Origin of the sequence: Flavobacterium sp. (assembly GCF_036405015.1) — a bacterium.
Classification (GTDB): domain Bacteria; phylum Bacteroidota; class Bacteroidia; order Flavobacteriales; family Flavobacteriaceae; genus Flavobacterium.
Genome location: NZ_DASWYK010000169.1, coordinates 1 through 25,642, shown reverse-complemented (window position 1 = coordinate 25,642; position 25,642 = coordinate 1). Strand labels below are relative to the sequence as shown.

Sequence of the window (25,642 nt, the reverse complement as noted above, 5' to 3'; positions counted from 1 at the left end):
TAAAAAAACCGCTCATTTTTAAGATGAAGCGGTTTTTTTCTTTTATTAAAAAAATGCTGTTTTTGTTATTTTTTAGACAAGTTTTATGAATCAAACAAAATCGTAGTATTTTTTATGAAAAAAAAATTGATTTTATATTTTAAAAAATTATCTTTGCGCTCTGAAAAAAGAGGTATTTTCGATAAACCTAAATAGCTATTTAATAAATACATAAGTAATGTCAAAAGTAATAGGAAAAGTTGCTCAAATCATTGGACCAGTAGTAGACGTAGTTTTCAACGGTAAAGATGTTGAACTTCCAAAAATTTATGATTCACTAGAAGTCACTAAAAAAGACGGAACTATCTTAGTTCTAGAAGTACAATCTCACATTGGAGAAAACACTGTTCGTACAATCTCTATGGACTCTACAGACGGTTTGTCTAGAGGATATGAGGTAGTTGGAACTGGAAATCCAATCCAAATGCCAATCGGTCCAGATGTATATGGAAGATTATTTAATGTTGTTGGAGATGCAATTGATGGTTTAGGTGATTTGCCAAAAACTGGAGAAAACGGTTTGCCAATTCACAGACAAGCTCCAAAATTCGAAGATTTATCAACTTCATCTGAAGTTTTATTTACAGGTATCAAAGTAATCGATTTGATCGAGCCTTACGCAAAAGGAGGTAAAATTGGATTGTTTGGTGGTGCTGGTGTTGGTAAAACAGTATTGATTCAGGAGTTGATCAACAATATCGCAAAAGGTCACGGTGGACTTTCAGTATTCGCTGGAGTAGGTGAAAGAACACGTGAAGGAAATGACTTACTTCGTGAGATGTTAGAGTCAGGAATTATTAAATACGGTGATGATTTCATGCACTCTATGGAAAATGGAGGATGGGATTTATCTAAAGTAGATATGCCAGGAATGAGAGAGTCTAAAGCTACTTTCGTTTTCGGACAAATGAATGAGCCACCTGGAGCTCGTGCACGTGTGGCACTTTCAGGATTATCTATCGCTGAGTATTTCCGTGATGGAGCTGGATCTGATCAAGGAAAAGACGTATTATTCTTCGTTGATAACATCTTCCGTTTTACACAAGCAGGTTCTGAGGTATCAGCACTTTTAGGACGTATGCCATCTGCGGTAGGTTACCAACCAACATTGGCAACTGAGATGGGTGCAATGCAAGAGCGTATTACATCTACAAACAAAGGATCTATTACATCTGTACAAGCGGTTTACGTTCCTGCGGATGACTTAACTGACCCGGCGCCAGCTACAACTTTCGCGCACTTAGATGCAACAACTGTATTGTCTCGTAAAATTGCTGAGTTAGGTATCTATCCTGCGGTTGACCCGTTAGATTCTACTTCAAGAATTTTGACTCCACACATCTTAGGAGATGAGCACTACAACTGTGCACAAAGAGTAAAAGAAATTCTTCAAAAATACAAACAATTACAAGATATCATCGCTATCTTAGGTATGGAGGAGTTATCTGAAGAAGATAAACTTGCAGTATCTAGAGCACGTCGTGTACAACGTTTCTTGTCTCAGCCATTCCACGTAGCAGAGCAATTTACAGGTATCCCAGGTGTATTAGTTGATATTAAAGATACTATCAAAGGATTTAACATGATCATCGATGGTGAGTTAGATCACCTTCCAGAAGCAGCTTTCAACTTGAAAGGTTCTATTCAAGATGCAATCGAAGCTGGAGAGAAAATGTTAGCTGAAGCATAAAAATAAAGTTAAAAGTTAGAAGTTAAAGGTTATACGTTTCGTAACTTTTAACTTTTAACAAATAACTTCTAACTTAAAAAATATGATTTTAGAAATAGTATCACCAGAAGCAAAATTATTTTCAGGAGAAGTTACTTCGGTTACTTTACCAGGAGTTAATGGAAGCTTTCAGATTTTGAATCATCACGCTCCAATTGTTTCTATTTTAGAAAAAGGAACAGTTAAAATTGCAGCTCCAAGCTTCAATTTCTCTAAAGAGGCAGCTGAGAAATTCACGAAAGTAAATGACCAGACTTATACTTTGGAAATTAACTCGGGAACTATCGAGATGAAAGACAATAAAATTATTGTTTTAGTTGACTAAGACAATTTAGCAATAAACAAAAAAGCCAGACAGTTTTGTCTGGCTTTTTTTATTTTCTTACTTTTGAAGTATTAAAATCTCTTTGTAAAATATTGATACAATGGTAAAAGAGAAGTAATCTTTTATCTGTTTCGCTTTATATACTTCGTAAAGCGCAATTTATTATGTCAAATTTTATAAAGAATACTTATGAAAAATATAGCAAAAGTTGCTGTTCTTGGCGGCGGTGGAAAAACTGGAAATTATCTTGTAAACCAGTTATTAAAAAAAGGATTTAGTTTAAAAATTTTACTCAGAAATCCAGAAAACTTCGGGATTAAAAATCCAAAAATAGAAATCGTTCAGGGTGATGCTCTTGATTTTAATTCTATAAAATTACTTTTAAAAGACTGTCAAGCCGTGTTGAGTACTATCGGACAAAGAAAAGGGGAGCCTTTGGTTGCAAGTTTGGTAACAAAGTATATTCTGGATGTGATGAAAGAACATCAAATCGAACGTTATGTTCTGCTCGCTGGACTTAATATTGATACTCCTTTTGATAAGAAAAGTCCAAAAACACTGATGGCTACGGACTGGATGAAAAATAATTTTTCAATCATTCAGGAAGATCGTCAAAAAGCGTATGATCTTTTGGAGCAAAGTGATGTTAATTGGACTCAGGTTCGTGTTCCTTTTATCGAATTTAGAGATGATGATTTCGAAATAAATGTCAATCTCGAAGATTGTTTAGGAGATAAAATTTCTGCTCTGGAAATTTCAAATTTTATGATAGAAGAAATGATTGTCTCAAAATACAGTAGACAATCGCCTTTTATTAGTGAAATTTAAAGGTTAAATTTATAACAGCGGATTTGAATCATCCGCTGTTTGTTTTGTTGATACTTCAATTGCGTAACTTTACTTTATGAAAATAGCTGAAAATCTAAAACAGAAAATAGAGAATTGTAAACAGAATAACTCGTTTCGCAAACTGCCCGTTTTTAATAATGTGGTAGATTTCTCTTCTAATGATTATATCGGTTTTTCAAAATCGGAAGTTATTTTTAAAAACGCACATGCTTGTTTGCTGGAAAACGATATGTTTCAGAACGGAGCTACAGGTTCTAGACTGATTTCTGGTAATCATTCTCTCTATTCAATTACAGAAGATTTTTTAGCGCAGTTTCACGATGCAGAATCGGCTTTAATTTTTAATTCGGGTTACAGTGCCAATCTGGGCTTTTTTAGCGCTGTACCGCAAGAAAATGATGTAGTTCTGTATGATGAGTTATGTCATGCTTCGATTAAGGACGGCATTGCGTTATCAATTGCTCAGTGTTATCATTTTATTCATAACGACTTTGAAGATCTGGAACAATTTATTCTTAGATTTCCTAATTCCAATATTTACATTGTAGCGGAAAGTGTTTTTTCTATGGATGGAGATAGTCCAAATTTTGAAGAATTGGTTTCTCTTTCAGAAAAATACAATTGCTATTTAATTGTTGATGAAGCCCATGCTGTTGGCGTTTTTGGTGAAAAAGGAGAAGGTCTAATTCAGCACTTGCAATTACAAGATAAATTTTTTGCACGCATTATAACTTTTGGAAAAGCTTTGGGTTGTCAGGGTGCTGCGGTTTTAGGATCAGTTGAACTCAGAGAATATCTGATAAATTTCGCAAGAAGTTTTATTTATACAACAGCTTTATCTCCTCATGCTGTTGCAACAATTTTGACAGCTTATCAGCATTTAGAAATTGAAAATAACACTATTGAAAAACTCCGTGAGAACATTGTATTTTTTAATCAGCAGAAAAATTTGTTAGGTTTAAAGCCAATGTTTGTGCATAGTAAATCGGCTATCCACTCTGCCATAGTTCCTGGAACTGACAACTTGAAAAAACTAGCAGAACAACTTCACGATAAAGGATTTGATGTGCAGGCAATTCTCTCGCCAATAGTTCCAGAAGGTCAGGAACGTCTTCGTTTTTGTATTCATAGTTATAATTCGCAAGAAGAGATTAAGCAGGTTATGGAATTAGTGCGAGATTTTATTTTTTAATTCTAAAAAATAAAAGTTTTTGTAACGTTTTGATATTTTTGATACTTACGCATCGTAATCAAATCAATCTATATTAATTATGAAAACTTTATTCAGGTCAGTTACTGTTTTATTTATATTCTTCTTTGCTTTTAATCTTAAAGGGCAATCGAAATCTCCAAAACTTGAAAATTCACTTTTATGGGAGGTTTCAGGAAAAGGCCTTAAGAAATCTTCGTATTTGTACGGAACAATTCACATGATTTGTTCTCAAGATTATTTTTTGTCTGAAAAAGCCAAAAAGGCATTCGATAACTCAGAAAAATTATTTTTAGAAATCAATTTTACGGATCCGAATGAAATGAGTCAGATGCAGAAATTGGCAATGGGAAAAGAGCCATTGAGTAAAAGATTGACTCCAGAACAATTAGCGAAATTGGATTCTATTTTGAAAAATACAGCAGGAATGACTGTTCAGCAAGTGGATAATTTTAGTCTTCTAACGGTTTTGAGTTTGATTTCTATTAAGAGTTTCGGTTGTATAGATTTAAAGTTTTATGAAATGGAATTTTCGGATTTAGCTAAAAAAAGAAACATAGGGATTTCTGGTCTTGAAACCGTTAAATCACAATTTGAGATTCTAGAAAATGCTTATTCAAACGATGAAATCTTAAAACTTTTGGAAGAATCAAATGCAACAGAAACAATAGAATTAGTTGATGCTTATAAAACCGAGAATATCGAAGCTATGTATGCTTTAAGTACAGATGTAAAAGTAACAAGTGAGAAAACCAAAAAGCAGATTCTTGACGATAGAAATGTAAACTGGGTAAAGATAATGCCTGATTTAATTAACCAAAACAGTGTTTTCTTTGCTATTGGAGCAGGACATTTAGGTGGTGAATATGGTGTTATTAATTTGTTGAGAAAAGAAGGTTATACTGTAAAACCTGTAATGAACTAGATCTGTTTTGAAAGAGAAAGAGCAAGAATTTTTGAATCGGATAGAATGCCATAAAGGGATTTTATATAAAGTTTCGAAAATGTACATGGATACTTCTGACGATCAGCAGGATTTGTTTCAGGAAATTATCTGTCAGCTGTGGAAGTCATATGATTCTTTTCGGAATGAAAGTCAGTTTTCGACCTGGATGTATAGAGTGGCCGTAAATACAGCAATTGTTTTTTTAAAGAAAGAAAAAAGAAAAATAGACAAATATGAAATTGCTTCGGAGAACATTAAGGAAGACGATGATGATTCACATATAAAGGAAAGTCAGTTGGATCATTTTTATAAAGCGGTCCGTAAATTGGAGAAAATTGACAAAGCCATTATATTTTATCAACTAGAAGGTTTTTCGCATAAAAAAATCGGTCAGAATCTTGGAATTTCTGAAGGAAATGCGAGAGTGAAATTAAACAGAGCCAAAGAAAAATTAAAAGAAATTATTAAAAATCAAGGATATGGATTTTAACGATATACAAAATGCATGGAACAATGAAAAACCTGAAAACTTTATACTGCCAACGAATCTAGAGAAAATTCAATCTGCCAATACACCTTTAGATAAAATAAAGAGAAATCTTAGAAGAGAATTTAAATATCAGATTGTTTGCATTGCTTTTCTCGGATTTGTTCCCTTGATTTATGATTTTCCTGAGAAAATGAATATTCTATTTTATTTGTTGTTTAGCTTATATGTCGCTATCTGTGCTTATTATTTGATAAAATTCTATCGATTTTACACAAGATTGAACACTTTAACACTCAAAACAAAAGACAGTTTGTATGAAACGTATTTTGATATTAGACTTAACATGGAACTTTACAAAACTTTCGGTTTTGCTCTGACCCCTTTTCTGATTTTGTATTTGGTGGGTATTTTTTATTATGCTTTTTCGAAAATTCCAGGTTATTTTACAAATGAGTTTACAAATTTCCAATTGTTTGGATTGTTTTCAATTGTGCTTTTTAGCTTATTTTCTATGGGGTTTTATGTAGAATGGTGGGTACGTCATTTTTACGGCAAATCTGCAAAAGAAATCAAAAAAGTAATAGATGAATTAAAAGAAGAATAAAAAACAAAACCCATCAAATCTGATGGGTTTTGTTTTAGCTGATAGTAGAACTTAAAACTAGTTCATTATTATTTTTTTTGTTGATATATATCCGTTTTCAAGAGTTGTTTTTACTAATAGAACCTGATTTCCTGTCTTTAAATTTGGAATTTCAAGTTCATTAGTATTGATTTTCTTTTTAGTGAAAACTTCCTGTCCCAGTAAATTGTAAACGGTCACGTCGGTAATTGCTTCTTTTGAAGAGGAAATGCTAATAATTTTGTTTTTCACAGCAACCAATACTCCGTCTGCAATATTTTCAAAATCATCTGTTCCTAAAGTAGTATTCACGTAACGGATTACAAAACGGCTATTAAATGTTCCAGCTTCTGATGTGAATTTATAATTTTCAAGACGCAGATTGGTCATTTTTCCGGTAGTTTTATCCTGCAGGAATACTTCCTGATTTTCGTTAAATATACCGTCTGCCTGATCTATCGAAATTATATAATCTCCTTTACTAGCAGCCATGTATCCAAAAGTAACCACATCGGTTTTTACAAAAGGCCATGCACGTCCCTGTATCACTAATTTTTTAGAACTATTGATACTGTAAAAATCAACCGAACCACTTGCTGCCATTGAAGTAGCATCAAAATTGGTGTCTATGCTGTTTGTTGCTCCTTGGGCATAACCTACCAAAATTTGTTTGAAATCGCCTGTTGTATTGGCAAATTTCAACCATAAACGATATTTTTCTACAGTTGATTCAGCTGTTTTGAAAAACTTTGTATTGTTTCCTGATCTACGTTGACCGTTGTTAAAGTTTATAGTTGCGGTAGGTGCTTTTATAATGAAACCTTGCGCCGCAGCAATATATCCGTCAAAAGGTGCTGGACCTGCAGTTCCTAAATCATTATAAGTTACAAAATCGTCTTTGTAACGATAGTATATGTCAGTACCATCATTAACCGGAAGGTTTGCATGTGCCCAGAAATATAATGCACCAACTCCATCATTTTCAGCAAGAAACTGAGCAGCACTTATCGCAGAAGGATAAGGGTTTCCGATCATGTTCCATTTTCCTGCTGCAACAGCTGTAGGGATATTTCCATTATTAGGAACTCCTGTAAATCTTCCAAAAAAATCAGATGCGGTTGTAAGGTCATGATCTTGAGGAGCCCTGATATTATATCCTATACCGGTCAACATGTCCATTTCTCCATTATAATCTAAAGCCCAGTTTCCTACAGCAGAATCAAAATAGAAATATTTGTCTGCTAAAGTATTTGGTGATAAATTTTTCATTTTAAAACCTGCTTTTGTCACCGGCATTGACCAATAGGTAAAGTCATATCGACGCACAGAAGTTTTTCTTTTGTATACAATTTCACCTGTATTGGTGACATTATTAGTCTGTACTAAACTAGAACCATTTTCAAAAACCAGTTTACCGTTAGAAGTTACCCCATTGGTAATGGTTAATGTTACCCCTTCAGGAATAACAACATTAGGGTCTCCTGTGCCAGTCGGTACATTAATAACTAATGAACAAGCTGTGGTGTTGGTTGTAAAAGGTTGTGTAGCAGCAGAATTTATGATTGCTCTTTTGGTTAACCCCGGAGATCCATTTGACCAGCCTGAAGAAGTCCATGTAGTAGAAGAATCATCAATAATAGAAATACTGGATGTTGTGGGTGAATTACAGCCATCAATACTTACTCTAAAAAAATACGATCCAACTGTTAAATTCGGAACGTTAAATGTTGGTCCGGTACCATCATAAGTTGCAGACGCATGTCCTGTTTGTGTGATGTGCCAAGTTCCTGTTGAAGGAAGATTTGATAAATCGATACTTCCTGAACTTGGGCAGGTAACGTTATGTACGGCACTAATAGTAGGAGGCGCTAATAAAATTGTAGTGGTTGGTATATTATTGCTATAATCATCGCCCGAAATATCGGAAACTGTATTTAATGAAGGATCTGTTCCTGCTACTGTAGCTGAATTTACAATTCTTCCGGCAGTAACATCGGCAGCAGTGACGGTGTAAGTTGCATTTATTGTGGCAGTTGCACCTACTTCTAAACTGGCAATTGAATTATTAGTAAATACAACTCCAGCCATAGGGTCTGAAACGCTGATATTAGTAATAGGAACTTCTCCAGTATTCTTTATATCAAAATTATAAGTAATAACATCACCCGCTTTACCGCAAGATGATAAGGTCGCTTTTTTGATCATGCTTAACTCTGCAATCTTAAGAGATTTGGTATTAACAGCGATAAAAGCGCAGTCGGAAGATCCAGAAAAAACGACTACAAAACGATCTACTTGAGACGCATTTGTACTGTTGATACCGAAAGAACTCGTCTCAAAACCTAACATTCGTATATCACGTGTATCTGCCGGAACGAAAGCAGGAGCTCCATTACTAGCTCTAAAAAGGTCTAAACTATAAGTTCCGATAACGGAAACTGAACCAAAATTTACAGAGATTTCATTTCCTACGGTGTGACCTGAAGCATCCACAAATTTGAATATATCTGCTCCGCCAGGCGCTGCCACCTGAGTAACTAATATGTCTGGAATATCATCATTTATTCCAGTTAAATTTAAATTGTTTGTTCCGATTTTGAATTCTGCTGTGCCGGGAGCAATATTGGCAACACCAGTTCCTAAACTTAAACCGTTTGCACCGTCGGTAAGCCTTGAAGCAAGTTCAGCTCCTGATGCACTGGTACCTGCCATAGCAGGAGTTAATATTGTTGCGCTTGCAGATTCGTCAATCATTGAACCTTGTAGGAAGAAGGTGTCCTGATTAAATGCTAGGGTTTGAATTTTTAAGGCTCTATACCGTTGTGCGTCAAAAGTGACAGTGTTGGCAGTTAGTTTAGCATCGTCGACACCAGTTGAGAAGGTCTTGCCTCTCCATTCAAATGCTAGAAGATTATTTTCTCGATTTGGGCGGTTGTTTGATCCTGTTGCACTGTTTGAAGTCCAATAACCAGTTCCACTTCTATTCCAGTCGGTATGGATTCTGGTAATCGTATTGCTTTGGCTTGTAATTTTTAGTGATATTAAAAAAAACAGAATACTGATTTTTTTTAATGATAAAGAACGGAAATTCGATGGCTTTTTTGTGCTCATGAAGTTTTGCGGTTAAGATTGGTTGATAATGGGGCTGTTTTTTTTGGGTGCTTTTTCTAAATAGTTGTATTTTTTTTAAATATTAAAAAATCCGACATTGATTATATGCCGGATTTGAATGTTATATAGTATTAATTAAAAATGATCTTCTTCGTGACTACAGCGCCATTTTCTAAAATAACTTTTACTATTAAAACTTGATTGTCAGATAGTAAATTTGAGATCTGTAATTCATTAGAATTAATTTTATTTTTAGAATAAAGAGTCTGTCCTGCGATATTGTAAATCTGTACTTCACTAATGTTTTCCGTATAGGATTTTACGTTTACAATTTTAGATTTAACAGAAACGAAAACACCATTTTCTACATTTTCAAAATCATCTGTTCCTAAAGTAGTATTCACATAACGGATTACAAAACGGCTGTTAAATGTTCCAGCTTCTGATGTGAATTTATAATTTTCAAGACGCAGATTGGTCATTTTTCCGGTAGTTTTATCGTGCAGGAACACTTCTTGGTCTTCATTAAATATACCGTCTGCCTTATTGATCGAAATAGTATAATCTCCTTTGCTGGCTGCCATATATCCAAAAGTAACCACATCGGTTTTTACAAAAGGCCATGCGCGACCCTGTATCACTAATTTTTTAGAACTATTGATACTGTAAAAATCAATTGAACCACTTGCAGCCATTGAGGTAGCATCAAAATTGGTGTCTAAAGCATTTGTCGCTCCCTGAGCATATCCTACTAGAATTTGTTTCACATCTCCTGCTGCATTTGAAAAATTCAGCCATAGACGATGTTTTTCTACAGTTGTTTTAGCTGTTTTGAAAAACTTTGTATTGTTTCCTGATCTACGTTGACCGTTGTTAAAGTTTATAGTTGCGGTAGGAGCTTTTATAATGAAACCTTGCGCCGCAGCAATATATCCGTCAAAAGGTGCTGGACCTGCGGTTCCTAAACCATTATAAGTTACAAAATCGTCTTTGTAACGATAGTATATGTCAGTACCATCATTAACTGGAAGGTTTGCATGTGCCCAGAAATACAATGCACCAACTCCATCATTTTCATCAAGGAATTGATCTGCATCTATTGCAGAAGGATAAGGGTTTCCGATCAGGTTCCATTTTCCTGCTGCAACAGCTGTAGGGATATCTCCATTATTAGGTGTTCCTGTAAACTTGCCAATAAAATCAGATGCAGTTGTAAGGTCATGATCCTGAGGAGCCCTGATGTTATAACCTATACCAGTCAACATATCCATTTCACCATTATAATCTAACGCCCAGTTTCCTACAGCAGTATCAAAATAGAAATATTTGTCTGCTAAAGTATTTGGCGATAAGTGTTTCATTTTAAATCCTGCTTTTGTAACCGGCATTGACCAATAGGTAAAGTCATAACGACGTACAGATGCTGTTCTCTGAATTTCAAATGCAGTTGAATTTCCAGTAAACATTGATTTGCTTGTGCTTGTTTGCATTAGCGATCCGCCATCAAGGATCAGTAATTTTCCTCCATCTGCTACATTAATGGTTTCATCTACTGTTAGCGTAACATCTTTAGGAACTGTTAAAGTATAGTTGGCATTAACAGTACAAGAACATACCTTAAGGTCTGAACTCAACGTTTGAGAACTATTCACAACAAGATTACTTCCAGACTCATCACCAAGTCCGTTTGTGTAGTTAACATTGGTTTTGTTAAATTCAATGCTAAGATTTGCATCACCACCATTCTCTTGTAAGCGAATCTCTACTAGTGATTCGCTGTTTAAGGCATATAGTTTTCCATTATTTATTGGGAATGAAGGACTATTCCAAACATCATTGTAAAATACCTTTTGCCCATCAATATAAATTTCAACAATATCATCGTGATTTACATGCTGTATTTGATAGCGTCCACACTCAAAACCTTTACGTTTGTAAACTACTGTAAAGTTGTCGTTAGGCACCTGAACACCTTGCCAAATTGTAGCACTAGAAGGCGATTTGTCTTTTGGCCAATAATTCGTTGAATAAGGATTAAGATTAGGATCTACATAATAACCTGCATATCTAACATTGCCTAATGTGATATCGTTATTTGCATAACCATAAACGTTCCAAACTTTGTCTCCATATTCAGATGGATCTCCTACTGGTAAACCAAAGAAGAAAGAATTTCTAGCTAATCCACCATCTTCATAATATTCAAGAATAAAATCGTAACTACCTGCATCTAAATGTTGTGAATAAGAATCGGTTGCATAGCCACGGTTCCCCCATCTTGACAAAACTTCATTATTGTTTATAAAAAGCCTCACTCCATCATCACTTCCAAGATCAAAACGATAATTTCCAGCTTCTGTAATATCAACATGCATTTTATAACGTATGAAGAAACGATCTGTAGGAGCTGCTTCGCAAGGAATCTCTGTAGTAAGACCACTAGGCCCACCATCGCCCATATCCCTGTCGAAGTTTTTATTTTCTGTTACTCTTCCGATGTAGGTTGCAATATTAGGATCTGGTAAACCTGATAAAGTAATATTTGGAGGAATTGTAGCATTGTTAGTTAATTTATAAACGTATCCAGTCCATTGGTTTTGACCAAAATCAATTTGGTTTCCTGGAGCTTCACATTTTACTGTTACTGTTACAGAAGCAGTTGAATAATTTAAACCATTGAAAATAGTATAGTCAAATGTTGATGTTCCAGTAAAACCTGGTGTAGGAGTAAAAGTAACATTGGTTTTGTCATTAACCGTAACAGATCCGCCAATAGTTGGCTGAGTTGCTGTTATAGAGGCCAACGGGGTATAGTTCTCATCATTTGCTAAAATCGGAATATCAACAGCAGTATTGGTACTCGTTTTTGCAACATCTGCAACTGCAGTGATTATGTTTGACGGTTCTACAATACCACTAATGGTTGGGCCGATATCGCCACCATAACCATTTACAATGCTAAAATAACTATAAGACTGATTTAAAATACCATATGGATATATTCTGATATACAAAGTTTCATTTTTGTTACTTGAAACTCTTGTGCCAGTAGGGAAATTCATTGTAACTTCTCTATCCGCATTTTTAACTGTAGTTGTAGGTCCTAATAAAATAGTACCCTTGTCAGCAAAAGTAGGATCTTTAGAATAACGTACCTCAAAAGTAGAAACTCCTTGATCTGCAGTTGTGTTATATATAAATTTAAACTGTGTTAATGTGAGATTGTAATTTTGTTTAGGTGCTACACTTACCTGTATATAGTTTGTTAAGTTTTCGGCTGTCGAACCTCCGTTTTCGAGACCTTTGATAAGGAATTTATTATCATATATTTCTAAATAACTTCCAGTTCCACCTACACTAAGATCATTTCCTGTTATATACGGATTTGTAACTACTGCTTTTGGAGTTTGTACAGCACCATTCCAAATAATTAATCTTGGAGTAAGGTCATCTACATAAACTACCACGGTTGCAGTAGAAGTTTGAGTTCCCTTTGTTAACGTATAAGTAAATGAAGTTGTGCCTTTAAATGTTTCTGCAGGCGTAAATGTCAAGATAGTACCATTTGCGGTAACTGTTCCTCCTGTAGGTTGAGTAAAGGTAATTGTTGCGCCACTAGTGTGTGTGTCATTTGCTAATGGATCAAATGCAATTGCTCTTTTTTCTTGTGTTGAAACAAGATCATCATTTGCATTTAAATCTGCAGCATCATAATTTAAAACCGTTCCAGTAATTGTGGGAGTAGTTCCTGATCCATAAGTGTTGCTATTGGCTAAAAATAATGGAGCATCATAAGTGTTTGGTTTTAATTTATAACCATAAATTCGAATTGTTATTTTCTCATTAGGATATAATGTAATGTTGGATAAATCTAAAAATTTATCCGTTGCATTTGCATTTGCTGCTTCGTCTACTAATAAATAGCTAGTAGCAAAATTATCCTTAGAATAACGTACCTGATATCTGGTTACGTTTTGACTTGGATCTTGATTATAAGTAAAATTAAAGCGATTTAATTTGATCTTATGTCCTGCTTGAGCTGAAGTTGTGAATTCAAAGTATTTTGATTCGTCAATGCTAAACTGTGTCGTCCATTGATTTCCTTTAAAACCTTGATTTGGCGTGTTTAATAACTCGTTAGTTGGTCCTGTCAAATCACCTGCGTTAACGGTATTCGCTGGAGCGTAAATAGTTGGAACACCATTTGGATTATTCCATTTAACTAAATCAGAAATTGTAGGAGCATTTACTGTTACATATACCGTTGCTGTTGAAGTTGTTGATCCATCTCCGCTGGTGTATGTAAATGAAGTTGTTCCTGTAAAGCCAACGGTAGGAGTAAATTTTATTTTATTATCTGAAGTTACTTCTGCTTTTCCATTTGCTGATTGAGACGCGATTTCTACAGTAGTAACTGGTTTTGAGCTTGACGTTATAATATCATTTGAAATTACATCTATATAAGAAAAGTTATCTTTAATACTTGTGGCATTATCATCTCTTGCAATTAATACATTACTGTAAGGAGAAACTGTACCTTTTACAGTTGCACCACCATTAGCAGCAATTGAACCAATTTTTATTTGGAAATTGTTGTATGTATGATAAGCGTAAATTCGAATGTACATTTTTTTGTCAGGAGAGACTGTTTTTAATGTAGAGGGAAAATTGCCGCTGTAAAAAATCCAGTCTGAGGGAGAGCTTGAGGTTTCTCCAATTAAGTCATATACACCTGTTGAAAAGTTGATATCTGTTGAGCACTTAACTCTAAATTTTTGTCCACTTCCACCTTCTGATTTACATTCAAAACTGAAAGTTGTTAAATCAAGATTATATCCTGTATTTGGCGCAAATTCCAAGGAAATATATTTTGAGCTATCATACTCTCCGCTATTAAAAGAAGGATCTGGCCAGCCTCCTGTTTGATAAAATTTATTTTCACCTGAATAATCTAGAATACCTATTGTTATACCGCCAAAAGCTTTAATATTTTCTGCGTTAACATTGGCATTGGTTGTAGGTGAGTACTCACCATTAACAGCATTCCATTTAACCAAATCGGTTTGAGAAATCCCGAAAAAAGGCAATAAAAACAAAAATAAAAGTAAAGTTTTTTTCATATAGATGTTTTTCTATCAGTTTGTTATGCTGGCATAATTGTTTGTGCCCGCGCAAATATAAACACATCTACGAGCTGGAAATAAGGAAGGATTTGATAATGGCTAGTTATTCGATGAGTTGTTAAAATACTCGACGAACTACACAAAAAATATCATCAATCGACGGTAATTCTTATAAAATGTTAAAAATTTTTATAAGAATAATCGTAAAATTTAACATTTTTAAGAATGCTTTTTTGTGATTTTGAACTAAAAAACGTCGTGTTTGATATAAATTTCGCAAAAAACGAATAAATTACAACTAAAAGTTGTTTGAGATTCTGTAAGGAATTTATAGTTTTTTTTTGTCGATAAAAATGATTTTGAAAGAGTTAAAACCATTATTTTTTTAACTTCCGAAAGGCAGTTTACATTTTCTCTAATTCTTGGACTTTTTCATACACTAAATTACTTTCATAACCTCTGCGAAGAATGTAGTCGCAAAATTTCTTTCGTTTTTTCAAGATATTGGTTTCGGTCAAATTGTTCCAGCATTTTTCGGCTAGGTTTTCAAAAGTTTCAAAATATTCTTCTGGAGTAATTTCTTTTAGGGCTAAAGTGATATTCGTCGATGAAATGTGTCTTGCCTTCAATTCGTTTGTAATCCGAATTTTACCCCACTGTTTCATGCGGTGTTTACCTCTGGCAAAGCTACACGCAAAGCGGGTTTCATTCAAAAAATTATCCTCAATAAGCTTTACTATGATAGTGTCTACCTCATCTGATGTCATTTTTAAGCTATATAATTTTGCAACCACTTCGTCGTGACAACGTTCCTGATAAGCACAAAAATGTTCTAATTTTTGTAAAGCTTCTTTGATGGTGAAAGTGCATTTCGTCGGGTTTTTCATGCTTTTTAACGTTTAATTGTAATAATGCTTAAATAGTTATAAAATATTTCTAAAATTTGTTAACATTTGTTAAAAAGAAATAAATTATAACCTTGCGTATTAGGCTAATTTAGATATTTTTGTACGAGAATTTAACATTTTAAGGATTCTGCTCAAAATCAGAATTTTAACATTTAAATTTTAGTTAAAAACCAAATGCCACCATTCTTCGTATGTAAGAAATATTGTCATTTTTGCTTTTTAGCAGCCCAAAAACAAATTTAAACAAATACCTACCGAATATGATGAGAAAACTACTTTACTCGTTTTTATTTTTTATTTTTTCTAAATCTTTCTTAAAAAAATCTTTTACCCCAAGTTTGTGGATTTTTTGTTTGGGGATGTTTTTTATTGTTTCGACTTCTCATGCAGCGACTTACTACACCTTTACAAATGGTACACCTTCTGATGTAAACAATTGGTGGAGTAATAATAATGGAACAGGAAGCCATCCTTCTAATTTTAATAATACTGTTGACATCTTTATTATTCAAAGTGGAGACACTATGACCACAAACAATCCGTGGAATTTGTCAGGTAGTTTGCAAATTGATAGTGGAGGAACTTTTATTGTTGCAGGTAATACTGTAACAATTTCTGGAACCACAACAATTTCTGGAATTTTGCAACATAATAACAATGCCAATACTAAGACATATGGTGGTTTAGTAACCATTAATCCAGGTGGTAGTTGGAATAATTCTGGTAACTCTCCAATAACTTTTAGAGGAGGAATAACTAATAACGGAACATTTGCCTCGGGGAATGGCATACAGACATTCAATGCAAGTCAAATAATAAATGGGAATTTGACAATTTCGACAATTGTAGTTACTGGGGCTTCTGTTAATTTATCGAATAATGGAACTTTCACAATTTCATCAGCCCTGTCGGGATCAGGTACATTAACAAATAATTCAGGAACAACCTTAAATATAGGGGGTACTGTCTCAATTACAAATTTTAATAATTTAGGAACTGCCAGTATCGGTGGTTCGGGAGCAATTTCTACAGCGCTAGCAAATTTTATAAATTCGGGTACATTAAATCTAGGAGGTACAGGTAGTATTACTGGTGTAACAAATAATGGTACAGTAAATCTTGCTAGCTCTGGGACTATAGGTACATTTATTAATGCAAACGTGCTACAAATTTCTGCCGCAACAACAAATATTTCAAACTTAACAACTACGGCGAATGGTAATATTGTGAATTATAATGGTTCAGGGAATCAGAATATTAAAGCAAATGGTTATAGAAATTTAATTCTTTCTAACGGTGGGATAAAATCTTTTCCAGCTTCTAATTTGGCTATAGCAGAAACACTTACAATTAGTCCGGGAGTGGTGGCAAATTTAGCTACTGGATCGCATACTGCTGCACGTCTAAATCTTGGTGGTTTTAATGCTTCTTCAGGTAGTTGGGGAAGTACAACATCATCGGCAACAAATCAAAATGATACCTATTTTTCTGCTACAACAGGAATTGTTACAATGAGTGCAACCTCTTGTACAATGCCAAATCAGCCAACTTTAACAGGGGGAGGTACAACATGTAATTCAGCTACTGGAGTGCCAATAGGTTTGAGTAGTTCGCAAAATGCAGTTTCGTATCAATTGTACCGTGGTTCAACTGCCTTAAATACTGTAACGGGAACTGGAGGTGCAATTTCTTTTGGAAATATTAATGTGAGCGGTACATATTATGTAGTTGCTACAAGTACTGCTTTTTGTTCTGTAAGATCTTTAAATACAGTTAATGTAACTAGTTATACTACTCCAGCAATTCCTAGTGGTACTATAACAGGTGTTAATAATTGTCCAAGTAATACGAATGGTGCAATAACAATCACAGGCACACCCGCACCTGCAGCTTTAAGTTTTTTAAGTAGTAATAATCAGGTTGTTAATTTAGGAACTACACTTTTAAGTGGAAGAAATAAATTTACAGTTGAGGGATGGATTAAGTTTGATAAAAATAATTATGGTAATAGAATGGCACTTTTTGGTCAAAATGATGCCATAGAAATAGCTTTTGAAGATAGTAATTTAAGATGTTGGACTCCTGGAGGTGGTTCAGTAGATTTGCCTCTAAGTGCATATCCTTCTGATAATAATTGGCATCATATTGCTGTGACTGGTGATGGAACTGCAGGAGGACTTAGAATTTACTTAGATGGAGGAACACCTAGAACAGGTGGTTCAAATACATCAAATTATGGTACAAGTGGTTCAACCACAAAAATTGGGTTTGGTGTAATGGATGCTGCAGGTCTTGGTTTTACAGGACAAATTTTTAAAGTTGGATTTTGGGATAAAGCTTTGACTGCCGCAGAAGTTGGTGCCTTAGCTGGTGGTTTTGTAGATTATAATGCGTCGCAAGAAGGCTTATTGGCAGGTTTCAATTTTAGTGAAGGAACAGGCCAATCAATTGCTTCGGTCGGATCAAATGCTGTAAGTGGAGCATTAGGGACAAATGCGACGATGCCTACATGGACAGATCCATCAACTTATTCATGGACTTCTACTGGTGGTTTTACTTCTAGTTCTAAAAACTTAACTGGATTGACTTCAAGAACATATAATCTTGATATATCCTTAAAGAATTGTTCTAGAAGTACGTCTTTCACTATAAACTCTACAAATGCAGCTACGGTAATTTCTTCGCAATCTACTGATGCACAAACAAGATGTATAGGATCAGCATTTAATTCTATTAGCGTTACCGCTACAGGAACTTCTTTGACATATCAATGGTACAGAAATACAGCTGCATCTACGACAGGAGGAACAAGTTTAACTGGAAACGGCGCAACTACAAATACTTATACTCCACAATCTAATACTGCCTCTACATATTATTATTACTGTATTGTTACAGGAACTTGTGGTAGCTTGGCGAGCAGCGTTTCAGGTGCATTTGTAACTGATGCATTACATACTTTGGTTGTGCAAGGAGGAGGTTCACGTGATAGAAGTGTTTGTCTGGGTAACTCAATGACAAGTATTCTTATGAATTTTGGTGGTGGTGCGACTGGGGTTTCGGTTACTGGATTACCAACAGGGGTCACAAGCTCTATTTCGGGAACAACTGTAACTATTAGCGGAACTCCAACAGTTAGTGGAATGTTTAACTATTCTGTAACTACTACAGGGGGATCTTGTACAGCAATTACTTTAAGTGGTACTATATCATTAGGGGTCGGAAATAATACTATCAGCTATACACAGGGTACATCAGGATCTATTTGTGTAAATGCTGATGAAGATAATGAGACTCCCGCAGATTTTATAGCTCCAACAGGAACTTACTTTAATACAGTAACTTTTGCAAGTTATGGAACGGCATTTGGAAGCTGTCCTTCTTTTTCATTAAACTCTAGTTGTCATGCTTCAGATAGTCAGAGTATAGTAGAAAATGATTTATTGGGTAATTCTGGAACGATTCAAATCCTCCCTAGCAATACTGTTTTTCATGATCCATGTGTTGGTACATTTAAATATTTACGAGTAGTTGCATATTATTCACAAGCCATTTGTTCTGGAACAGCACCAGGAACGATATCTGGTAGTGATCCTACTGGAAATAGTCCATTTTCATATGAGTGGCAAAGTAGTACATCTGCCACAGGACCTTATAATACTATTTCAGGTAGTAATACTAAAGACTATACTCCTGGAATTTTGACGCAATCTACATATTTCCGTAGAATAGTTACTTCTGGTGGCTGTACAAGTACTTCGCCTATTCTTTTAATAAAAGTGAATTCTTTACCAACAATAGCAACGGCAGCAGCAACTTCTGAAGTTTGTTATGGAGGAACAAGTGCTTCTTTATCATATACAGGAACAACTGAAGCACCAACGACTTATAGTATAACTTGGAATGCCTCACCTGCAAATACTTTTGCACCAGTGTTAGATGCTTCGATTACAGCAAGTTCTATTTCTATAGTAATTCCTTCTACAGCGACTGCAAATACATACACAGGAACAATAACTGTGAAAAATGCAAATGGATGTATTTCTACAGGAAAGAATTTTACTGTAACTGTTCTTCCTCAATTTACAACGGGGACGATTAGTTCAACAGGTGAGACAATTTGTTCAGGTGGAAATCCTTCTCAAATAGGCAGTACAACAGACGCGAGTGGTGGAGATGGAGTGATCACTTACCAATGGCAAGCAAATGGAGTAAATATAGCAAGTTCAAATAGCAAAGTATATACGCCTCCAGCAGGATTAACAACAACAACAACTTATACAAGATATGCAAGTGATGGTAAATGTAACACCAGCCCGACAGTATCAACTGGAAGCTGGACAGTTACAGTGCAACAAATACAAACAGCCCCATCAATAGGAACAATTACAGATGTAAGCTGTTTAGGCGCAGGAAGTGTAGTTTTAGAAAATCTTCCTTCAGGAACTTGGCATATTGTTAGAACAGGTTTAACTACACCACAAGATAGTTTTTCTGGTACTGGAACATCAAGAACTATAACAGGTCTGGCTGCAGATACTTATCATTTTACAATTAGAACAGATGATACTTGCGTATCGACACAAAGTAGTGCAGTTGAGATTAAGGATGGATCATCTACTACATGGAACGGATCGATTTGGTCAAATGGACCTCCTACAAGTTCTAAAAGTGTAACGATATCTTCTACAAATGGAAGCCCTTTTGCAACAGATACAGAAGCTTGCTCACTGACGATAAATGTTCCAAATGGTCCGACTGATCCGTTTGTTACAGTTCCTGAAGGAGTGACTCTAACCATTACCAATGCAGTAACTTCTAACGGTAAATTGCTTTTTGAAAGTGGTGCAAGTTTAATTCAAAATACTACTGTTCAAAATTCGGGAGAAATTGTATATAGAAGAAAAGCATCTGTACGTCGTTATGACTTTACCTATTGGTCAATGCCGGTTACAAAAGCAGGTTTTAAAATGAAACACTTATCGCCAAATACTTTAGCAGACAAATATTTCTATTTTGATTCTGCTGTAGGAAACTGGGCATTAGATTATAATGGAGAAATGGATATGTTGACTGGTATAGGTTATAATATCAGGGCTCCTCAAGATCACGATCTTACAACTGCATCTGATTTTATTGGACAGTTTACAGGAATACCTAATAATGGAAATATCCCTACAGCTGTTGCAGCAGAAAAATGGAACATGATCGGAAACCCTTATCCTTCTGCGATAAGTGCTGCTCAGTTCCTTGCTGATAATGATGGAGTTGGTTCGTTGTATTTCTGGGCACATGCAAACCTTCCGGTTAATGATGGTACTGACATATACTATCGTTACAAAGACGATTTTGTAACTTATAATGGATTAGGAACCGCAGGTCCAGCACCTTTTGACGGATATATTGCTGCAGCGCAAGGTTTCATTATAAAAGCACCTACCGCAACCATAAACTTTAACAACGGCCAACGTAGATCAGGAAACAATACAAAGTTTTTCAAAACAGCTGAATCAACTGTAGAAAAATATCGTTTATGGTTGAAATTTGCCAATACAACAGGCGATTTCAAACAAATTCTAGTAGGTTATGCCCAAGGAGCAACAAACAGCATAGACACCAATTTTGATGCTACTTCAATGGCAGCAAGTGGTTCGGTTGATTTTTACAGTATCAATAGTTCAAAAAAATTAGTGATACAGGGACGTGCATGGCCTTTTGTAAAAACCGATGTTGTTACTTTTGGATACATGGCTGCTAGTAAAGGAGATTATATAATTTCGATAGATCAGGCAGACGGTATATTTAACGAAAATCAGGAAGTATTCCTGCAGGATAAAACTACAGGAAAAATGACCAATCTGCGTCTTGAAAACTATAAATTCACATCAGAAGCTGGAACATTTAACAGCCGTTTTGTAATCCGTTATGTGAATACTACTTTAGGAACAGATGATTTCGAAAGTTTAGAAAACAGTGTTTTGGTTTCTGTAAAAGATAGAATAATAAAAATTACATCTTCACAAGAATCAATAAAAGAAGTAAATATCTTTAACATTGGCGCACAGTTATTATATAATAAGAATAATGTGAACTCATCAGAATTGCAGATTTCCAATTTGTATTCAAGTGATCAAGCATTGCTTGTGAAAATAACTTTGGAAAACGGACATTCATTTACTAAGAAAATTATTTTTAGCAATTTGTAAAGAAGTAATCTATCATAAAATTTAAAAGTCCATTCTCTAAAAGAATGGACTTTTTTTATCTCCATAATATCCCTAAATCTTGGTATTGTAGCTTTTATTAATACTTTATAATTTTAGTTTAATTCTTACAAAAGATAACTCTAATTATATTGTTTTGATAAAAAAAATACATTTTTTGACTTTTTTAATTCTTATTTTATCTTTCAATGAAAACCTTTTTGCACAACAGGGTAAAGTAGATGTCACTTTTAATACTAAAGATGACGGACAAAATGGTGATGGTTTTAATGCTGCAGTTCGAACACTTCTTTTGCAGCAAGATGGTCGTTTGATTGTAGGTGGCGATTATTTAAGCTTAAACGGATTTCCCGTCTCATATCTCACCCGCCTTAATCCTGATGGGTCAATTGATGATAGTTTTAATACTGGAACAGGTTTTAATGGTAAAGTATATGCGTCCTATTTGCAAGATGATGGCAAAATTATTCTGGGAGGAAGTTTTACAAGTTATAACGGAATTAATGTTGGAAGACTTATTCGTTTAAATCCAGATGGTTCCTACGATGATAGTTTTAATACCTCTGTTGGAGCGACTAGTGGAATTGTTTATGACATTGCTTTACAATCAGATGATAAAATAATTATTGTTGGAAGTTTTATAAAATATACAAATACTACAGTTAATCGGGTTGCGCGTTTATTACCCAATGGCACACTTGATTCTTCATTTCTGACTGGTTCTGGTTCAGGTTTAAATGTTACACATGCCCTTATTACTTCTGATCATAAAATAATTCTGACCGGAAATTTTACCCAATTTAATAACATTTCTGCCAAGAGAATAATTCGATTGAAGGAGAATGGCACTTTTGATTCGGACTTTAATTCAGGAACTGGATTCAATGATGACGTAAATGCAATTGCTTTATGCCAAGATGGGAAAATGATTCTAGGAGGTGACTTCACCACTTATAATGACATTACAGCCAATAGAATAATTTGTTTGAATGAAGATGGAAGCAGAGATGAGAATTTTCAAATGGGTACAGGTTTTAGTAAAGAAGGAGTTCAGGTTTTGAAAATCAATACAAAAGGAGAAATTATGGTGGGAGGATCTTTTACAGGTTTTTATAATAATAGCGAAGCTAACAGACTGTTTTTTCTAAATGCTAATGGAACACCCAAAGCAGATTTTGATATTGGAGCAGGACCAGCATCGGCATCTGTTTTATCTTTAGAATCTGATGATGAAGGATCTTGGTTTGTTGGTGGCTCTTTCTCTGTTTTTGATGGACTAAATCAGGGAAGATTAGCTAAAATAAGTAGTGAAGGTGAACATGATATCGCGTATCTTTCTTCAGGAGTTGGATTTGATAATTCGGTGCTTTGTGTTTTGCCTTTATCCGATAAAAAAACAATTGTTGGAGGCAATTTTAAAAAATTCAATGGAGAAAAAACATCAAGAATTACTTGCCTTTTAGAAGATGGTTCTGTTGATGCCACTTTTAATCCTGAAAAATTAGAGACAAATAACCTCGTAAAAACAATTGCATTACAAGCTGATGGAAAGATAGTTGTAGGAGGGAATTTTACCAAATATAATGATATTGCGATTAATAGAATTGTTAGAATAAATCGTACGGGACAAATTGATAATTCTTTTAATGTAGGCGAAGGCTGTAATGGACAAGTTTATTCATTAGCCATTCAGAATGATCAAAAGATACTTGTAGCAGGCAATTTCACAAGGTACAACGGATCATCAATAAATTCAGGAAGAATTATCAGACTACTTTCAGACGGTTCCAGAGACCCCACTTTTAATACTGGTTCAGGAGCAGACGGAATTATTGACATTATATTATTACAAGCAGATGAGAAAATTTTGGTTGGAGGTCGTTTTAAAACATTTAATGGTTTGCCCTCTTCAGGTCTGATACGTCTAAATTCTGATGGCAGTATTGATACAAGCTTTAATATCCAAAATGGTTTTGATAAAAATGTTTATGCTATTGCAGTTCAGTCTGATGGAAAAATAATTGTTGGAGGATCATTTTTAACTTTCAACGGGATTTCCCAAAAGAGAATTCTACGTTTAAATACCGATGGGAGTCTTGATACAACCTTTGAATCTGGAACTGGTTTTAATAAAGGTGATGTACGTGTTATTTTGATACAACCTGATGCAAGAATGTTAGTTGGAGGCACTTTTTCTGGAAGTTATAAAAATGTAACCGCATCCAGACTCATTCGGTTGATGCCTTCGGGGGCTTATGATAATTCTTTTAATGCCGCTTTGAATAACACACTTTTTGCAATGAATTTTACAATTGATTATAAATTGTTGACAGGTGGAAATTTTAATGCGATTTCTGGTGTTTCAAAACATAGAATAGCTCGTTTGAAGCTCTGTGTAAATACAACCATATGGGATGGAATTTCTTGGTCAAACGGTTTTCCGTCAGAGGGAAAAGATGTTTATTTTAAAGAAGATTATCCAAATCTGTCGTCAGCAAATATTTGTGGTTGTACTATTGATCAGGGAAAAAAAGTTGTATTGTTGGAGAAAAATACTTTAGGAATCGATTTTGCCTACACAGGATTGGGTACATTAATTATAGAGAATTCCGCCAGTTTGTATCAATCAGATGATGAAATAATTAACACGGGAATTATTCATTTAAAAAGAAAAACTACACCCGTAATGAGATATGATTTTACTTATTGGTCTTCGCCAGTAGAGGGACAAAAGTTGATCGATTTTTCACCAGAAACGCTCGCAGATAAATTTTTTTGGTTCGATCCAATTCAAGGATGGACGGGCAATTACAATGGAACAATTACCATGATTCCAGGACATGGTTATAACATTAGAGCGCCTCAAAGCTTTTCCCTTACTGATCGTGCAATGTTTGAAGGAACTTTTAAAGGAGTTCCCAACAATGGAAAGGTCGAAGTTAATTTTGAAACAGAAAATCGATATCATTTAGTTGGAAATCCATATCCTTCTGCGATTAGTGCAGATGCTTTTATAAAGTATAATTCAGGAAAAATAAAAGGAGCAATTTATTTTTGGACTCATAATCAACCACCTCAAAATTATGTATACTCGAGTGAAGGTTTTGCGGCTTATAATCTTTTAGGAGGAGTTGGAACAAGGTCTTCTTTGAATTCTGGAGCAAGTAATGAAGCGCCAGATGGTACTATAGCTACAGGACAGGGCTTTTTTGTGAAAAGTAATACTATTGGTGTTTTAGAGTTTAACAACAGTATGCGAATTTTAGGAAAGAATACCACCTTTTTTAAACCGGTTAAAAATTCGGAAACTCAAGAAAATAAGGATGACAAGTATCGTTTTTGGCTAAATCTTACAGATAAAAATAATGGATTTGTACAAATTCTTCTAGGATATGCAGATGAAGCTTTGAATAGTTTTGATTTAAATTATGACGCTGAAGTTTTAAGTTCAGATCAAATAGTAGATTTTTATAGTATTGTAGAAAGCAAAAAACTAGCTATTCAGGGAAGAGCAAAACCGTTAGATGAAAATGATTCAATTGTTTTGGGATATAAAGCAAAGGCAAAAGGTACTTTTTATATAGAGATTGATCACCAGGATCATTTTTTTGATAATATCACTGTTTTTTTACTCGACAAAACTTTAAACAAAATACATAATCTGAGTGAAGGTTCATACGAGTTCTATTCCGATTCGGGAACTTTTAATAACCGCTTTTCAATTGTTTACACCAATAATTTTTTAGGAATTCAAACTAATACAAGAGATTTAAACGACGCATTCATATCCGTTAAAAACCATATTATTACTGTTGATTCTCTTGTAGAAAACCTTAAAACAGTTGAGATTTACGATGTCTCTGGAAAACAATTGTATAAAAGAGAGCATATTGAAAACAACAAAGTTGTTATTCAGAATTTAATTTCTTCTCATCAGGTTTTACTGGTCAAAGTGCTATATGAAAATGGGGATTCCACTTCTCATAAAATCATTTTTTAGCTACTTTTTTTTCAAATTATATAAAGAGCCTTTTATAGATTACTATAAAAGGTTTTTTGTGTTTTA

The 25,642-nt window shown here is 34.5% G+C and carries 12 protein-coding genes; 9 read left to right on the top strand and 3 right to left on the bottom strand.

All coding sequences use genetic code 11. The features are described from left to right. Nucleotides 1-217: 217 nt before the first annotated feature. The 7 genes from atpD (at nucleotide 218) to VGE71_RS13895 (ending at nucleotide 6,192) form a co-directional block, all read left to right on the top strand. A complete protein-coding gene (gene atpD / locus VGE71_RS13925; protein WP_091489608.1) occupies nucleotides 218-1,729 on the top strand; it encodes a F0F1 ATP synthase subunit beta in 1,512 nt (503 codons plus the stop codon). Between the two features lie 82 nt (nucleotides 1,730-1,811). After that, nucleotides 1,812-2,093, top strand: a complete 282-nt coding sequence (locus VGE71_RS13920; protein WP_331138879.1) for a F0F1 ATP synthase subunit epsilon — start codon at nucleotides 1,812-1,814, stop codon at nucleotides 2,091-2,093. Nucleotides 2,094-2,282: 189 nt separating this feature from the next. Further along, nucleotides 2,283-2,921, top strand: a complete 639-nt coding sequence (locus VGE71_RS13915; protein WP_331138878.1) for an NAD(P)-dependent oxidoreductase — start codon at nucleotides 2,283-2,285, stop codon at nucleotides 2,919-2,921. Between the two features lie 76 nt (nucleotides 2,922-2,997). Further along, complete coding sequence (locus VGE71_RS13910) at nucleotides 2,998-4,134, top strand: pyridoxal phosphate-dependent aminotransferase family protein (RefSeq protein WP_331138877.1); 1,137 nt, start codon at nucleotides 2,998-3,000, stop codon at nucleotides 4,132-4,134. Between the two features lie 79 nt (nucleotides 4,135-4,213). Then, complete coding sequence (locus tag VGE71_RS13905) at nucleotides 4,214-5,077, top strand: TraB/GumN family protein (protein ID WP_331138876.1); 864 nt, start codon at nucleotides 4,214-4,216, stop codon at nucleotides 5,075-5,077. Between the two features lie 7 nt (nucleotides 5,078-5,084). Continuing rightward, entirely contained in the window at nucleotides 5,085-5,588 is a 504-nt protein-coding gene (locus tag VGE71_RS13900) for an RNA polymerase sigma factor (protein WP_331138875.1), read from the top strand. After that, a complete protein-coding gene (locus VGE71_RS13895; protein WP_144216797.1) occupies nucleotides 5,578-6,192 on the top strand; it encodes a hypothetical protein in 615 nt (204 codons plus the stop codon). The genes VGE71_RS13900 and VGE71_RS13895 overlap by 11 nt, the downstream gene beginning before the upstream one ends. A gap of 57 nt (nucleotides 6,193-6,249) precedes the next feature. On the opposite strand, the gene VGE71_RS13890 is transcribed toward VGE71_RS13895, so the two are convergent. From VGE71_RS13890 to VGE71_RS13880, 3 genes are all read right to left on the bottom strand, one after another. After that, a complete protein-coding gene (locus tag VGE71_RS13890) occupies nucleotides 6,250-9,321 on the bottom strand; it encodes a DUF7507 domain-containing protein (RefSeq protein WP_331138874.1) in 3,072 nt (1,023 codons plus the stop codon). Between the two features lie 131 nt (nucleotides 9,322-9,452). Beyond that, nucleotides 9,453-14,441: an Ig-like domain-containing protein gene (locus tag VGE71_RS13885; RefSeq protein WP_331138873.1), complete on the bottom strand. Its 4,989-nt coding sequence runs from the start codon at nucleotides 14,439-14,441 to the stop codon at nucleotides 9,453-9,455. Nucleotides 14,442-14,848: 407 nt separating this feature from the next. After that, nucleotides 14,849-15,331, bottom strand: coding sequence for a regulatory protein RecX (locus VGE71_RS13880; RefSeq protein ID WP_331138872.1), 483 nt, complete (start codon nucleotides 15,329-15,331; stop codon nucleotides 14,849-14,851). A 380-nt stretch (nucleotides 15,332-15,711) separates the two neighbouring features. Between VGE71_RS13880 and VGE71_RS13875 the strand changes: the two genes are divergently transcribed. Together VGE71_RS13875 and VGE71_RS13870 are read left to right on the top strand one after the other, a co-directional pair. Next, the gene (locus VGE71_RS13875; protein WP_331138871.1) at nucleotides 15,712-21,558 is read left to right on the top strand and encodes a LamG-like jellyroll fold domain-containing protein; all 5,847 of its coding nucleotides are present in this window, start codon (nucleotides 15,712-15,714) and stop codon (nucleotides 21,556-21,558) included. Nucleotides 21,559-21,733: 175 nt separating this feature from the next. After that, nucleotides 21,734-25,576, top strand: coding sequence for a T9SS sorting signal type C domain-containing protein (locus VGE71_RS13870; RefSeq protein WP_331138870.1), 3,843 nt, complete (start codon nucleotides 21,734-21,736; stop codon nucleotides 25,574-25,576). Nucleotides 25,577-25,642 lie beyond the last annotated feature (66 nt).